Source organism: Sporosarcina sp. NPDC096371, assembly GCF_044762865.1.
Classification (GTDB): Bacteria; Bacillota; Bacilli; order Bacillales_A; family Planococcaceae; genus Sporosarcina.
The window spans coordinates 1-15,377 of record NZ_JBIWFE010000013.1 but is presented as its reverse complement, the minus strand read 5'-3'; the positions used below and the strand labels follow the sequence as shown (position 1 = coordinate 15,377).

The 15,377-nt window shown below is 43.2% G+C and carries 18 protein-coding genes; 1 reads left to right on the top strand and 17 read right to left on the bottom strand.

The window, feature by feature from the left end; genetic code table 11:
- Nucleotides 1–309: 309 nt before the first annotated feature.
- From ACIQ0H_RS20825 to metG, 7 genes are all read right to left on the bottom strand, one after another.
- The gene (locus tag ACIQ0H_RS20825) at nucleotides 310–489 is read right to left on the bottom strand and encodes a small, acid-soluble spore protein, alpha/beta type (RefSeq protein WP_403419103.1); all 180 of its coding nucleotides are present in this window, start codon (nucleotides 487–489) and stop codon (nucleotides 310–312) included.
- Between the two features lie 135 nt (nucleotides 490–624).
- A complete protein-coding gene (gene veg, locus ACIQ0H_RS20820; protein ID WP_403419101.1) occupies nucleotides 625–891 on the bottom strand; it encodes a biofilm formation stimulator Veg in 267 nt (88 codons plus the stop codon).
- A 106-nt stretch (nucleotides 892–997) separates the two neighbouring features.
- Nucleotides 998–1,891, bottom strand: coding sequence for a 16S rRNA (adenine(1518)-N(6)/adenine(1519)-N(6))-dimethyltransferase RsmA (gene rsmA / locus ACIQ0H_RS20815; protein ID WP_403419099.1), 894 nt, complete (start codon nucleotides 1,889–1,891; stop codon nucleotides 998–1,000).
- Nucleotides 1,891–2,445, bottom strand: coding sequence for a ribonuclease M5 (rnmV, locus tag ACIQ0H_RS20810; RefSeq protein ID WP_403419097.1), 555 nt, complete (start codon nucleotides 2,443–2,445; stop codon nucleotides 1,891–1,893). Before rnmV ends, rsmA begins: the two co-directional genes overlap by 1 nt.
- Nucleotides 2,446–2,707: 262 nt before the next feature.
- Nucleotides 2,708–3,940, bottom strand: coding sequence for a resuscitation-promoting factor (locus ACIQ0H_RS20805; RefSeq protein WP_403419096.1), 1,233 nt, complete (start codon nucleotides 3,938–3,940; stop codon nucleotides 2,708–2,710).
- Nucleotides 3,941–4,075: 135 nt separating this feature from the next.
- Nucleotides 4,076–4,843 carry a TatD family hydrolase gene (locus ACIQ0H_RS20800; RefSeq protein WP_403419094.1) on the bottom strand — a complete coding sequence of 256 codons (768 nt, stop codon included), beginning with the start codon at nucleotides 4,841–4,843 and terminating at the stop codon, nucleotides 4,076–4,078.
- A gap of 389 nt (nucleotides 4,844–5,232) precedes the next feature.
- Nucleotides 5,233–7,206, bottom strand: coding sequence for a methionine--tRNA ligase (metG, locus tag ACIQ0H_RS20795; RefSeq protein ID WP_403419092.1), 1,974 nt, complete (start codon nucleotides 7,204–7,206; stop codon nucleotides 5,233–5,235).
- A 260-nt stretch (nucleotides 7,207–7,466) separates the two neighbouring features.
- On the opposite strand from metG, the gene ACIQ0H_RS20790 reads away from it, so the two are divergent.
- Nucleotides 7,467–7,745: a transition state genes transcriptional regulator AbrB gene (locus ACIQ0H_RS20790; RefSeq protein ID WP_403419180.1), complete on the top strand. Its 279-nt coding sequence runs from the start codon at nucleotides 7,467–7,469 to the stop codon at nucleotides 7,743–7,745.
- 110 nt (nucleotides 7,746–7,855) lie between these two features.
- Here ACIQ0H_RS20790 and rsmI read toward each other — a convergent pair whose 3' ends face one another.
- The 10 genes from rsmI to ACIQ0H_RS20740 are packed head-to-tail and all read right to left on the bottom strand — an operon-like array spanning nucleotide 7,856 to nucleotide 14,959.
- Nucleotides 7,856–8,734 carry a 16S rRNA (cytidine(1402)-2'-O)-methyltransferase gene (gene rsmI, locus ACIQ0H_RS20785; RefSeq protein ID WP_403419090.1) on the bottom strand — a complete coding sequence of 293 codons (879 nt, stop codon included), beginning with the start codon at nucleotides 8,732–8,734 and terminating at the stop codon, nucleotides 7,856–7,858.
- On the bottom strand, nucleotides 8,712–8,999 hold the full coding sequence (locus ACIQ0H_RS20780; RefSeq protein WP_403419088.1) for a GIY-YIG nuclease family protein: 288 nt from the start codon (nucleotides 8,997–8,999) through the stop codon (nucleotides 8,712–8,714). The genes rsmI and ACIQ0H_RS20780 overlap by 23 nt, the downstream gene beginning before the upstream one ends.
- On the bottom strand, nucleotides 8,983–9,732 hold the full coding sequence (locus ACIQ0H_RS20775; protein WP_403419086.1) for a tRNA1(Val) (adenine(37)-N6)-methyltransferase: 750 nt from the start codon (nucleotides 9,730–9,732) through the stop codon (nucleotides 8,983–8,985). Before ACIQ0H_RS20775 ends, ACIQ0H_RS20780 begins: the two co-directional genes overlap by 17 nt.
- 57 nt (nucleotides 9,733–9,789) lie before the next feature.
- Nucleotides 9,790–10,149, bottom strand: coding sequence for a DNA replication initiation control protein YabA (gene yabA / locus ACIQ0H_RS20770; protein WP_403419084.1), 360 nt, complete (start codon nucleotides 10,147–10,149; stop codon nucleotides 9,790–9,792).
- A 13-nt stretch (nucleotides 10,150–10,162) separates the two neighbouring features.
- A complete protein-coding gene (locus tag ACIQ0H_RS20765) occupies nucleotides 10,163–10,990 on the bottom strand; it encodes a PSP1 domain-containing protein (protein ID WP_403419082.1) in 828 nt (275 codons plus the stop codon).
- Entirely contained in the window at nucleotides 10,983–11,990 is a 1,008-nt protein-coding gene (holB, locus tag ACIQ0H_RS20760) for a DNA polymerase III subunit delta' (RefSeq protein ID WP_403419080.1), read from the bottom strand. The genes ACIQ0H_RS20765 and holB overlap by 8 nt, the downstream gene beginning before the upstream one ends.
- Nucleotides 11,991–12,048: 58 nt before the next feature.
- Entirely contained in the window at nucleotides 12,049–12,489 is a 441-nt protein-coding gene (locus tag ACIQ0H_RS20755) for a YaaR family protein (protein ID WP_403419078.1), read from the bottom strand.
- A gap of 19 nt (nucleotides 12,490–12,508) precedes the next feature.
- Nucleotides 12,509–12,838: a cyclic-di-AMP receptor gene (locus ACIQ0H_RS20750; RefSeq protein ID WP_203248937.1), complete on the bottom strand. Its 330-nt coding sequence runs from the start codon at nucleotides 12,836–12,838 to the stop codon at nucleotides 12,509–12,511.
- Nucleotides 12,839–12,888: 50 nt separating this feature from the next.
- On the bottom strand, nucleotides 12,889–13,521 hold the full coding sequence (gene tmk, locus ACIQ0H_RS20745) for a dTMP kinase (protein WP_403419076.1): 633 nt from the start codon (nucleotides 13,519–13,521) through the stop codon (nucleotides 12,889–12,891).
- A 1-nt stretch (nucleotide 13,522) separates the two neighbouring features.
- Nucleotides 13,523–14,959, bottom strand: coding sequence for an aminotransferase class I/II-fold pyridoxal phosphate-dependent enzyme (locus tag ACIQ0H_RS20740; protein WP_403419074.1), 1,437 nt, complete (start codon nucleotides 14,957–14,959; stop codon nucleotides 13,523–13,525).
- Nucleotides 14,960–15,377: the final 418 nt, after the last annotated feature.

Below are 15,377 nucleotides of genomic sequence, written 5' to 3'. Positions count from 1 at the left end.
CCTGCGATAGACATAAGAAAGATTGGCGAAGAGGAGATCTTTACCTCATAGCCAAGATGGCTTATGACCCGGTCCCTAGGCGCTGAGGCTAGACAATAAGAAAAGCCGAAGCGCATTGGATAAAAAAAGAAAAATCCTCGTCCCTACCATGTAACTCATAGCCCACAGGCCCTAAACCACTAAATATTGCTCTACGTTGCAAAACATGTATACTTATCTTATAAAAAAAGAGCTGCACGATACGTCGTATGGACGCTACATGCAACTCCTCTTCAGTCAGCTCTTAATGGATTCCAGGGTCATTCATAGCTATTTCTTTTCCTCTGCTACTCCTCGTTCGGCCATTTCAATTGCTCGCTTCACCATATTTCCAGCGTCACTTGCCTTAATGCCACCCCAACCTTCTCGCTCCACAACATCGTAAAATCCAAGCTCTTTTGCAATTTCTTCTTTCAAGTGCTCAGACATAATACCACGTCTTTTCGCCATTCGGTTTTCCTCCTCTGTAGCTGACAAACATAGTATGAACCACTTAAAAGAAAAAACACCCCTGTCATCCATTCTATTTCAGAATGTCGACAAAGATGTTTTAAAAAAAAATGAACTAAATCATAAATGCTGTAATTATTTGACGCTAAACTCGGTAGAATCTACGCCATCGAGAATTGTTATTTCAACCGCTTCGGTCAAAATATCTGCGTAGCTGTAAGATACCCTTTCAAACGCATTTTCGTCCTGGTCAAGTTCAACTACGAATACTGCGCGATACGTTTCGCGTAATACCCCAGCTCTTTCGATCGTCTTCTTCCGACCGCCGTTTGCCTTTAAGTGCAAACGTTTTCCCAGGTGAGAATCCAATGACTTCTTAATGTCCGCTAATGTTTTTGGCATGTCGCTTACACCTCACTAAGTATAAGCATAACACTTTTAAAAGTTTCTGTCAATTAAAAGATTCATTTTAACAATTTAGCAGTAACTTTGTCAATCCTTTTATGCATTATTTTTTCTTTGCCACGAAAAAATCCTCATACAAAGCATTTGACAGACTCGCAAATTCTTCAATCGTCAATGTTTCTCCGCGCCTACTAGGGTCCATGCCGATTTTCTCAAAAGCATCTAATATTTGCTGTTTTTTTGCTTTGCCTTCCGGTAGTGACGACTGCAAGTTATTCAAAATTGTCTTCCTGCGCTGAACAAATGACCCTCTTGATACAGCAAACAAAAAGTCCTCGTCAATTACGTGTGCTGGGGCTGTTTCTTTCCTTGTCAAATGGAGTACGGCCGATTCAACATTAGGCTGCGGCATGAATACAGTTTTCGGTACAATCATCGCCACTTCCGCATCCATATAGTACTGAATAGCGATAGAAAGTGAGCCATACGCTTTCGTTCCAGGAAGAGCCGTAATACGGTCCGCCACTTCTTTCTGCATCATGATAACCATACCTGAAATCGGAACTTTGCCGAGCAGGAACTTCATGATGATCGGCGTCGTAACATAGTAAGGCAAATTCGCTACCACAACGACATCGTCATAGTCCGCAAAGTGCTCCGTGACGACTTGCGCGAGATCAGCATCCAATATATCTTGATGAACAACTGTAACGTTGTCATAAGGCGATAATGTATCTTCCAATACAGGTAACAGACGGCCATCGATTTCAAAAGCCACCACTTTACCTGCACTTCTAGCAATATGTTCGGTCAGTGCCCCGATGCCCGGTCCAATTTCGATAACACCCGTTTTCTCTGTTAACTCTGCGTGAGACACGATATTACGTAAAATATTTGGATCGATTAAGAAGTTCTGACCTAAGCTTTTTTTAAATGCAAAATCATACTTGTTAAGAATTTCTTTCGTCCTAACCGGAGTCGCGATATCTTTATTCATTAATTTTCCTCCTTGTCGAGAACTTTTAATACTTCCGCAAATTTTTCATGGCTAATACGGAACATCTCAAGTCGCTTTTTCAAACCCTTGCCATTCACTTGACCAATTTGTAGCAGTTCACTCAATTGTTCGCGCCGCCTCTTGGCATCTGGATGACCGACTAGCCTAGCCGTTATCAAGTCAGCAAGTGGAATATCCACAACTGGCTGATCATCTACGGTATAAACCGAGCTAATGGCTTTTCTTATATCCTCGTCTTGTGCGTGCTCAATACCAAGCCCTTGCCCATTCTTTGCAATCGTCAATGCCTTTTTGAGAAAAGCATGCTTGACGCCTGGGACACGCTCTTCGATGATTGCACGAATTCTTCTACCTGGAAAGTCGGGGTCAGTAAAAACAATCACGCCACGCGTTTCCTGGGCATGCTGAATACGGACAAGTGTTTTATCGTCAATGGCAGAACCATTCGTTTCGATGGTATCAGCACCTGTTGCACGTTTTACTGCGACCGTGTCAGATTTTCCTTCAACAACAATAATCTCTTTTATGTTCACAAAAATCCTCTTTCCCGTTCTATTCTTTCTCCAATTCTACATTGCATAAAGACCATTGTACAGAAAGGAACAGGATATCCACTGAAGGCAGAAGTTGTATCAATTATGCCAAGGCGTAATTGCGTCCAAATTTTGAATTGCGCTTGCGCAATTAACTCCCTTCAAAATTTGTGACATCCGCCGGAGGCATGGCTTGCTTTAGGAGAAGCAAGCCATAACGAAATAATCCGTAGGACCAATTGCAGTCCTACGGATTTCTACGTCAATCGATGATTTTCATTTTTACTTGGCGTCGTCCAAATTTATAGGCCTCGTTCTTCGTGGGAACATGAAGATCAATCTTCATTCCCTTGATTGCACCACCCGTGTCTCCAGCGACTGCATAACCGTACCCTTCCACCCATACTTTAGAGCCGAGTGGAATAACACTTGGATCAACCGCAATAACCTTCAAATCCGGGTTTGAACGCAAATTGATACCCGTCTTTGTAACGCCCGAACAACCATTACAATACGCTGTATATGCCGTAGCCGTCACATAAAATTCCTTACCGCCTGAAGGGGCATTGGAATTACTACGGGATACGCCCACACCAGACTTTTTCGATGATGCACTCGCAACCATCAATTTTGAACCAACCGCAACAATTTTCTTTTGTGGTTCTGCAATAACTTTTTCTACTAATACCTTACGAGAAACCTCTTTGCCGTTTTCTTTAACAATTTCGAACTCCCGTGAAACCGTGCCTTTCTTTCCTTCTTGGACAACTTTTTCTCGCCCTTTTAGCAAAGATGGATCGCTACGTGTTTCAACTGCAAAGTTCGCTGGTTCTTCCACTACATCGGTGACCTTTTCCACTCGTACGACCTCTACCACAGAACCAGGCTTCAGATATCCATCTGCCTTTCCATTTAGTCGGTCATCTGCATTCAGTTGAATGTTCTCTCTCTTTAAAAAGTCAGCGACCGTAGTCGAAGTAGACCAGACCTTCTTCTGTGCTCCCCCGTCACTCAACGTTATTTCGAACGCTTTTTGGACGGTAATTTTGTTGTCTTTTGCAAGCCGCTCCTGTAGGCCAGGACTTACGTTATCGTTTTCGGTAACTACAATGTCGGCTTCCGCCAATGCATCTGCTACCGTACTACCCGTTGTCCAAACAGATGTACTCTCCTGATCGACCTGAATTGCAACTTGTTTCGACTGTTCCCACCTAATCGATAGTCCGTCTTCGATAGATGTATTCACTGAGGGTGTTACTAAATCATGCTCGGTAACTTCTATATCTTGATCAGAAAGAAGTGTACCAACTGTATGTGCGTGCGTCTTAATTTCTTGTTCTTCACCGTTCACCTGTAACGTGACCGATTTTTGTGTCCCTTCATAAAGGACAAGTGTTGTAATAGCAACAAATAGCGTAAGTGATACGACGGTTACAGCTATTTGTTTACTCCTCAATGACTGAAAGAACAGGTTTTCCATGAACCATTTTGACATGAAAAAAACTCCTCCTTTATCACTCGGCTGATTATAAAGGTTACTTTCACGCGTGTCAACCCACCCGAACTTACCGGATAAGGCAACCAAGAAGCCTCCCACATGAAAAGTATGGAAGACTTATTGCCATTTTATTCATCCAATATTAAATACTTTTAACGCATTCGCAGTTGTTCTTTGGGCTACTTCGTCTACGGGTAAACCCTTCAACCGTGCGATTTCTTCAGCAACTAGCGTCACCCAAGCAGGCTCATTCCGCTTGCCTCGATAGGGGTGCGGCGCCAAATATGGTGCATCTGTTTCTATCAATAAATAATCGAGCGAAATGTCGGTTGCAACTTCTTTTGGCGTCTTAGCATTTTTAAACGTAACAGGCCCTCCGAGTGAAATCATGAAATTCAAATCGATACACTCTTTAGCTGTTTCTACACTCCCGCCAAAACAGTGCATAATGCCTCCCGTTTTTTCAGCTTCTTCTTCCCTTAAAATACGAACCACATCCGCTGTCGCATCCCGATTGTGAATAATAACAGGAAGTCCCACTTTCTGCGCCAGTCGAATCTGTTTTCTAAACAATTCCTGTTGAATATCTTTCGGAGATTTATCCCAATAGTAGTCAAGTCCTGTTTCCCCAATACCAACGACTTTCGGGTGTGCAGCTAGTGATTCAATCCATTCTAGGTCTTCCTCCGTACAATCGATTGCATCCACAGGGTGCCAGCCAACGACCGCATAGATGAACGAATGTTGCTCCGCTAGTTCCATTGCCTTCGTAATTGTCTTGCGGTCAAATCCAACGACTACCATCTTTTCTACGCCAGCCTCGAGAGCACGCTCAATTACTTCAGCTATATCTTCTTCATATTGGTCTGCATTTAAATGGACATGTGTATCGATAAACATAAATTTTCCGCCTCACTATACATTTATTTGTAAAGAAAAACGGCGTTTCCATGAGGGACGCCGTCTCCATCTTTTATTGTCTAGGCTCCAGACGCTCAGAGGACTTTGTTCCTCAAAGTTTCAGCCCAGCTGCACGGCCATTCGCCGGTCGTAGCTAAGTAGGTGCCTTGTGCTTTTCTTACTTGTCTAGTTTTCAGCGCCTAGCCCCTCGAGTCGCTTCAGTGAGGAAGGATGGAATTACATCCTTCCTACTTGCTGATAAAGGCAAAGAGAGCCTTTATCTTCAAGCCTTTCGACGTACAGGACGTACTAGTGCCGACGTTGCCACAGGACGTGGCGAATTTAGTCGGCCAGCGCTTGTCGGGGCTGAGCAGGCGCTTACGCTTTTCTTACTTCACTTGCGCGCCGTTTTCCAATGCTGGATCCACGCTTGCTAATTTCAAGATACCATCCGATTTCCCGGCCAATATCATACCTTGGGACAGTTCCCCGCGTAATTTTACAGGTTTCAAGTTCGCAACGACAATGACCTTTTCACCAATCAACGCCTGCGGTTCGTAATGTTCCGCAATACCTGATACAACTTGCCTTTGCTCATAGCCTAGATCTAGTTGTAGTTTCAGTAACTTATCTGCTTTGGGAATCTTCTCACATGCAGTTACTGTCGCAACACGTAAATCAACTTTCATGAACTCTTCAAATGTGATTTCATCCACTTCAGCAACTTCAGTCTCTACCTTTTCAGCTTGCTTGGCAGGCTTATTTTCGGCCGGGGCTGAGATAGCCATCTGATCGCGAATATAAACGATTTCAATCTCTGAATCCAAGCGTGGGAAAATTGGTACACCTTTGTCTATCACTTTTGTACCTGTTGGAATTGCGTCGAAGTTGCCAAGCGTATCCCAAGCGAGCAGCGACTCGTCCAAACCAAGTTGTGACACAATCTTTTTCGGTGATTCCGTCATAAATGGCTGCAACAACACCGCGATATGACGAAGCGAAGATGCCAGATGCGCCATAACAGATGCAAGCTTGCCTCTATCCGCCTCCTCTTTCGCTAGCACCCACGGAGACGTTTCATCTATATACTTGTTCGTCCGTGATACAAGCGCCCACAAATCGGACAGCACAGTGCTAAACTGCATGTTTTCCATCGAAGCTTCGTACTTGCCCACCGTTTTTGTGATGAAATCCGTCAAACTCGTATCGAATTCTGTCGCAACAAGCCCTGTCGTCGGAATTTCGCCATCGAAGTATTTATTGATCATTGAAATCGTCCGGTTCAATAAGTTTCCTAAATCATTGGCTAGGTCATAATTTGTCCGTTCAATGAACGACTCCGGTGAAAACACACCATCTTGTCCAAATGGTAGCTCACGAAGAAGGAAATAACGTGTCGCATCAAGACCATACCTTTCGACAAGCATTTCAGGATAGACGACATTACCTTTTGACTTCGACATTTTGCCATCCTTCATCATTATAAAGCCATGTGCAAACACTTTTTTCGGTAGCGGCAAATCAAGCGCCATTAGGAAAATTGGCCAATAGATCGTATGGAAACGAACAATATCTTTCCCCACGACATGGACATCCGCCGGCCAATATTTATTGAACAATGAATCGTCTTCAGACTGATAACCCAGTGTCGTAATATAGTTCGTCAAAGCATCGACCCATACATAGATGACGTGCTTCGGATCTCCAGGTACTTTTATGCCCCAATCGAATGACATACGAGAAACGGATAAATCTTCAAGGCCCGGTTTGATGAAGTTATTAATCATCTCGTTTTTCCGTGACTCCGGCTCGATAAATTTCGGGTTATCCTCGTAAAACTTCAACAATCGGTCTGCGTATTTCTTCATATTAAAGAAGTACGATTCTTCCTTCACTTTTTGAACAGCCCGTCCGCAGTCCGGACAGTTGCCGTCATCAAGTTGCCCTTCCGTGTAATACGTCTCACACGGCACGCAATACCATCCTTCGTACTCCCCTTTGTAAATGTCGCCATTGTCGAGGAACGTTTTAAAAATCTTGTCAACAATTGTCTTATGACGTTCCTCTGTCGTCTGGATGAAGTCATCATAAGAAATATCCATGATGTCCCATACCTTTTTCGCTATTTCCGCAATACCATTCACATATTCCTGCGGTGGAAGTCCCGCTTCTTCCGCTTTTTCTTGTATCTTTTGACCATGCTCGTCCATTCCCGTCAAAAAGCGAACATCGTATCCGCGTAGTCGCTTGTAGCGCGCCATAGCATCTGAAGCAACGGTCGTATAAGCCGTGCCAATATGGAATTTCCCGCTTGGATAATAAATCGGTGTCGTAATATAAAATGTGTTTTTCTGATCAGCCACGAATATTCCTCCAGTGTAATTAAATATACCTTCTATTCTATCGAAAGCGTCACGCCGATACAATGATATTCCTTGCCGGTAGCCGTTTTAAACGTACTTATGTACACTTTCTAGTTGTCTAGTAGAACTAACTATTATTTTTATTATAGTTTTAAGTAAGTTGTATTGACGATAATTGGAAGTCTTGGTATGATAAAAAGCAGACAAGAGAATTTTGTCGAACTTTGACGAAAACTAATGAATTGGAGGGTATCCTTGCTATGAAATCTACTGGTATTGTAAGAAAAGTTGATGAACTTGGACGTGTTGTGATTCCTATCGAATTACGCCGTACACTTGGTATTGCTCAGAAAGACGCCTTGGAAATCTACGTGGATGAAGATAAAATCATCTTGAAGAAATATATGCCGAATATGACATGCTCAATTACGGGCGATGTGTCTGACAGCAACCTCCGTCTTATCGACGGAAAATTGATTTTGAGCCCAGAAGGCGCAAAACAACTTATTAAAGAAATCGAAGAAAATTTACAAAACTAAATTCCAATAATAATATCCAGAACGAGTAACTGTTCTGGATATTACATTTTGTAGGCTAATTTCCACCCCACACTTATAACAATAAAGACTTCTCTCGAAACAGGTTAAAATTATTCATCTTCTACATGATATTCCTTATACACATCACGTCTACTCATGCCACGCTCTATCGCTACTTCCCGAATCGCTTCTTTTGACCGCAGTTCTTTCCTAGTCATGACTTCAACGACGTGATCACGAACCCCGATGCTACTCCACCATACATCTTGTTGTTCTTCAACGATACCATCACTACCTTCGATGACAATACAGAACTCTCCTCTTATCTCATTTGATTCTGCCCATAAGACAGCCTCTTCAAGCGTACCCCGAAGAAATTCTTCAAATCGCTTTGTCAATTCCCTTGCCAACGTGACACGACGTGCCCCACCAAAACTTCCTTCTAACGCACGCAAGGTTTCCTTCAGCCTGTGAGGTGCCTCATACAAAATGACAGTCTCTTCCCGGCGCTTTAAAACATCCAATTGACTTGTCCGTTCTTTCTTCTGGCGGGATACAAAACCAACAAACAAAAAGGGTTGTGGTACTAATCCCGAAGCAACTAGCGCGCTAATTGCCGCATTGGCACCTGGTACGGGGACGACATCATATCCTGCAGTTATTGCTTTGGCAGCTATATCCGCACCCGGGTCTGAGATACATGGCATTCCTGCATCACTTACAAGTGCAACTGACTTCCCTTCCTCAAGTAGTGCTAAAATCTTTTCCCCACCAAACTCTATATTATGTTCGTGGTAGCTCATTAGCGGTGTCTTAATTTCAAAATGGTTACACAGCCTGATTGTATTCCTAGTATCTTCTGCTGCAATCGTATCGACCTCTTTCAAGATACGAATCGCACGGAATGTCATATCCTCTAAGTTGCCGATTGGTGTTCCAACGAGAAATAGCTTTCCACCACCCAGTTCAGCGCTCTTTTGCGACTTCATCTAACATCTGCTCCTTTGCAATATACCGCTCTTTTGCTTCTCTTTTTAATTGTTTAAATTGATATTCAGCCTGCATCGCTTCCCGTTTTGTTTCAAAGCTTTCATAATAAATACAACGCACAGGTCTTTTTGCACGAGTGTATTTCGCACCTTTGCCTTCATTATGGACACGTACACGCTTATCCAAATCATTTGTATAACCCGCGTAGAAAGAGCCATCCTTGCACTCTAGTACATAAAATAAATGATCAGCCTTGTTTTCCATAAAGAAGTAGCCTCACTTCGTCCGTATATTCACCATCAGCGCCGTACACATATAATGGAGGCAATACTTTCAAATCCGGCTTCCCATCCTTAATCCCTTCGATTAACAATGTATTCGCTTCTTTACCTTCTTTAGGATACACAAACCGGATCCGTTTAGGCTCCAGTCGATTCGCGCGCATTGCGGTGACAATGTCTAGCAATCGTCCAGGACGATGAACGAATGCCGCTTTCCCACCCTGTTTCAACAATTCACTTGCCGATTGAACTGCCTGCTCAAGCGTAAGCCTAATTTCATGTCGAGCAATCGCAACATGTTCAAGTAAATTCTTCTCACTAGCCCCTTCCGCTGGGAAATAAGGCGGATTACAGGTCACCGTATCATACTTTTCGTACCCTATTTTCGAAGCAATGCCAATGACATCATCGTTGACCATATGAATCCTATTTTCTAGTCCGTTATAACAAATACTTCTTTCCGCCATATTCGCAAGTCGTTCCTGTAATTCGACGGCTGTAATATCGGCATTTGTACGCGCACTCAAAAATAAAGGGATTGCACCATTACCAGCACATAAGTCGACAATCTTTCCCGAACGAATCGGTACATAAGCAAACTTTGCAAGTAGCACCGCATCAAGTGAAAACGAAAAAACAGATGGGCTTTGGATAATCCGTAATTCTTCTGCTAACAAATAATCGAGACGCTCATCATCTCGTAAAATTCCTTCCATACCTACACTCCTCAAAAGAAAAAGCCGATGCCTACATGACAATAGGATCGGCTCACTTCACACATTTTGTTTATTTAAAAAAGATAAGCAGAACAGACAGTCTTCGCCTTTTCTGGTACCTCCATAATGGACATTACACACGTGGAAACCTTCGTTATAAAGCCTCGCTAAGTTATCGACACCTTCTCCGATATCTACGGTATTCGGCTTTTTGCGATGTTGCTTTTTGTTCACGACTTGCGCTTGCCCATCCATTTCCTCAAGCCGCTTTCGCAAATGATGGTTTTCGAGTTGAAGCGAATGGTTCTCTTCCGTCATCTGCGCGACAAATCCAATTAATTCGTGAAATTGCTTATGCATAGAGCTGAGTTGTTGTTCAAATTCCATTACCCTGTCCAGAAAATTCCTTTCTTTCAACTATCCCACCTCATCATTTCGTCAATTGAGCTATATTGTTTTGTTGCTCCAATAATTCTTCCAACGAATACTCCAACACATGATCTTGATCAGTCAAACTTACTTGAAGTAAACGTTCAAGTAGGTTCAAACCTACTACTCTACCAGGTCCTTCCGGCGTTTTAACATGCGTTCCGACATCCGGCATTAGCGCCTTCGCTTCTTCATACTCATCGTTCTCATATTTCAAGCAGCACATAAGACGGCCACAAAGACCTGAGATTTTTGATGGATTCAGCGATAAGTTCTGATCTTTTGCCATCTTAATCGACACGGGTTCAAAATCGCCGAGAAACGTCGAACAACAAAGCATTCGGCCACATGGTCCGATACCGCCAAGCATCTTAGCTTCGTCACGCACTCCTATTTGCCTTAGCTCAATACGCGTTCGGAAAATCGATGCTAAGTCTTTGACAAGATTTCGGAAATCGACGCGTCCTTCCGCCGTGAAGTAAAAGACAATTTTATTGCGATCAAATGTATATTCAACATCAACCAGCTTCATTTCTAATTTATGTTCCTGAATCTTCTCTACACCCGTTGAGAAAGCTTTTTCAGCCTCAAGACGGTTGTCCTCAACTTTTTGAAGATCCTCCGTCTGTGCGGGACGAATAATTTTCTTGAGTGGCAGGACTACATCATTTTCTTCGACTTCCCTTACCTGCCCCGCAACCTTACCATATTCAATCCCGCGTACAGTCTCAACAATGACATAGTCTCCCGTGTCGAGTATAAAATCAACTGGATCGAAATAATATATTTTACCCGCTTTTTTAAAGCGGACGCCTACGACTTTATACAACAAGTAACCCCTCCTGCATGCTAAGCACCAATTGTTCCATTAAAAGCGTGCGATTCATATTGCCACGCAGTTGCTTTTTCGCCTGTAAAATTGCCTCCATATTGGCAGACAATCGGCTATATGTCATCTTCATCGAAAGGTTCTTCATAAGTTCCTGCTGATCTGGAAATGCTGGTGTTGACTGCAACCCCGCCTTCAATGCTACCATATCTCGGTAGGCATATAGCAGTAGGTCGAGCCCACGTTCCGCTTCTTCTTTCTCTTTAAATAAAGGTGACCACTCCGACTGAATGAATAATAAAGCTTCATGGACATGTCTATCAGATGCTTCAACCAATTTTAACACTGTCTTTCGCATGTGTGCAAATTGCTCATCACCTGCCAGTCGAAATGCTTCGTCTGGACTGGCCGTTACCATTGTCACTGTCGCGGCCATTGAAGAAGTAATCCCTTGTTTAACGAGTCCCTGTATCATCATATCTCTTGACGGTGGAAGAAACGAAATTCGCTGACAGCGCGATTGGATTGTCGGTAAAATAGATTGATAGGAATCCGTTAACAATATCGCTGTCACATCCCCTTCAGGTTCTTCTAGAAACTTAAGAAGGGTATTTGCCGCGGCAACATTCATCCGGTCTGCCATTGAAACAATATAAATCTTTCTTCCTGATTCATATCCCTTTTTTGTCATGTTATAAATAAGGGTAGACATCTGATCCTTTTTTATATCTTGTCCGTCTGGTCGAATAGTAGTTACGTTAGGGTGATTGCTGGATGTGACGCGCCGACAAGAATGACATGTTTCACATGGAACATAATTTTCGGGTTGATTGCAAAGAAGGAGTTTGGCAAAAAAAAGTGCTGCCTGTTCTTTTCCTGTTCCCGATTCTCCATCAAATATATATGCATGCCCAATCCGTCCGTTTTTATAGGAAGAACTCAGCCGCTCAATAACAACTTTCTGCTCTTCAAAAAGCCGTTGATTTCCTTCTTCCGACATCATGCCACACCCCTTGTTTGAAAAAACCCGTGTTTCTTATAGGACAGAAAACACGGGATTACATGTATAGATTAATGAGTAGTCCTTTGATCTCTCCAATTTTAGCTAACAGATCGACAGATGTTTTTTCTTCATTCAACAAGTCCTCTGCCAATTCAATCAGCCGTACATCTATCGTCTCAACGAGTTTTAAACGTCGTCCCTCGCCAAACCGATTCCATGTATGTGACTGTTTAAGTCCCATACCCGATTCGACGGCTTCTTTTAGAAAACGGCGGACGAGCATTTTATACTTAGCCATGTCGCGTAAATTACGTGAACGGGCAATCCGATCTCCAGCCGATGAAATATCGCCAAGAAGCCTAGTGATCTGCTCTCCATGGAGTCGCTGCTCTTGTTTGACGACCATTTGTCCAAACCTTGCTCCACTTTGCGGTGTCTGCAATGGGTCATTTCTCATCTTATCAAGGCCAGCCCGGTAATCACCGTTTACTTTCACATCGATTCACCTCTGTTCATCAAAAATGATGAAAATGTTCGATTGGAAGAACAAATACTGTTGCTCCACCAACTTCAACTTCAACCGGATAAGGAATATATGAATCGGCATTACCGCCCATAGGTGACACAGGCGCTACCATTTGATCGCGTGAACGGCAATTTTCTCGGATAAGTTCAAGTGCCTTTGGAATAAGGCTATCATCAGTACCAATAAGAAACGTTGTATTTCCTGACCTAAGAAAACCTCCCGTACTGGCTAACTTCGTTGCCCGGAAGTCATTTTTGGTCAACGCTGCAGACAATCGGTTACTATCCTGATCCTGTACTACTGCCACAATCAATTTCACAGTAATCTCCCCTTTTCCGCTTTCCAACTATTATATCATGAATTCACAAATTACATGAGTTGGTTGCATATAATTTTCCAAACATTTTCCGTTACTTCCAATTCAGAAAGAGATGCATCAGTTTTTACTATCCGGTTTGGATAACGGCGGATGATCTCCTGATAGCCATTGTAAACCTTGTAGTGAAAATCCAGACTCTCTCTATCCAATCGGTTTTGTTCACGTTCATCGTTCTTTGCAATACGTGCCAATCCCACCTCTGGGTCGATATCGAAGAAAATAGTCAAATCCGGCATTGTTTCGCCAATTGCAAACTCATTAATTGATAAAACCTCGTCAATCCCAAGTCCTCTCCCGTGCCCCTGATAAGCTAACGAACTATCGACAAAGCGATCGCATAACACAATGTAGCCATCGCGAAGTGCGGGCATTACTTTCTCTGCAAGATGTTGCCTTCTTGCAGCAGCATAAAGAAGAGCTTCCGTCTTAGCATCCATTTCCAGATGGTTATTATCAAGAATTACATCTCGGATTTTCTCCGCTATGCGAATACCGCCGGGTTCACGCGTAAGAATAATATTATGCCCTTCACTCACTAAACGCTTATACAACTCTGCGATAACCGTCGTCTTACCCGCACCCTCAGGGCCCTCAAATGTAATAAAAACGCCTTTCTGCACCATACTATTCCTCGACCTCTTCCTTTACGACAACTATCTGCTCGTCATTCATTCGAATTGAACCTTGAAACTTTGCCCCCATTTGAAGCAACTTCATTAGCGATTGAATATGCTTGTCCCTAATCTTCTCCCCACCAATTAACAGCGGAATGCCTGGAGGATAAGGAATAATGGAACCAGCTGCGACACGCCCCGCGGCAACTTCATATGGAACCCACTCAGTCTCCATTGTTGTAAGTTGTCCAGCTGTATACGTTAGACAAGAAGTTTCTTCATCTAAAGATGGGACCTCAATTGAACTCCATGTCCGGTCCGCATGATCTAATTGTGCAATCGCAGACTCGATTTTCCGGCTAATCTCCTCAAATGGATAATCCGACTCCACTTTCAACAGTGGTAAAACGAATAGTACTTGATACGGATCCGCAAGTTCTGCATAAATCCCTTCCGCTTCCAGCACCCTTTGTAGTTCGAATCCCGAGTAACCTTCCAATCGTATAATAAGCTTTAAAGGATCATCTACCCTAACCGTTTGAATCCGCGGAATCATCGTTAGCCGTTCGATAAATACTGAGCGCCTTTCCATAAATAAAGCCTTATCTTCCTCACGATAAGACTCTACGTAAGCTCTTGCATCATCAAGTGAAGCCATTAATATATACGATGGACTGCTCGACTGCAGCATTTGTAAATAATGCGCAACCCTTTCATAGGAAACAAGATTTGACCTTACATGCAGGAACGAAGCCATTGTCATAGCGGGCAACGTTTTATGTGCCGAATGCACAACCACATCTGCCCCCATATCCAATGCTGAGCGGGGAAATGGATCACCTATGACAAAATGCGCACCGTGGGCTTCGTCTACCAAGACTGGTACTCCATATGTATGACAAAGTCCGATCGTCTTTTCCAGATCTGTCCCGGTCGTGCCGTAATAAGTTGGATGCGTTATAACAACTGCCTTGGCGTTAGGATACGCTTCCAGTGCTTCTCCAATTTGCTCGACGGTCATCACTCCGGCTGTCTTTGTAAGTCTATCCAATCCTGCTGAAACAAGTACAGGTTTCGCGCCAGTCAGTTCAATTGCGTGGAACACCGATTTATGTGCATTGCGCTGAACAATAATGGTATCTCCTGCACCGCATGTTGCATAGATCATCGCCAAATTTCCAACTGTCGAACCATTCACGAGAAAAAAACTATGATCCGAACCGTAGAATGACGAAAGCTTCTGTTGCGCTTCTTTTATAACTCCATCCGGTTCGTGAAGGTCATCAAGCCCCGCTAACTCCGTGAAGTCATAACGGAGCATCGAACGTAGTTCAGTCGGCAAGCTCGACAGCATGCCTCCCTTATGTCCCGGCACATGAAATGAAACCGAATCTGCTTCTTTGAATTTTAGTAACGCCTTAACAAGCGGACGTTCAGGACTTTCCATTGCAAATCACACTTCCTTTACTTATTTCTATTATAAAGGATACTGCCAATTTATTCAGTCTGTAACTTAGAAAACCTGACATCATTATTCTTAATGTTTATAAACCATTTCATTCAATCAATTAAATGCTTGTCCCCAATAAATCCTACTAAATGATAAGCAAAAAAGGCCGAGACTACAGAAGGTGATGAGCGACAGTTTTCTTGATCAGTTTAGGTCGTCTAGTTCTCGCGTATATCATATGCGAGATCCTTCCACTTTCACTTCCTCGCATTTCATTGCGTCGGCGTAGAATAAACCTTCGGTTTTCATTTTTAGGCAACAAAAAAGCCATTACCTATTGGTAATGACCGTGTGCCCGGCGACGTCCTACTCTTGCAGGGGGAAACCCCCAACTACCATCGGCGCTGAAGAGCTT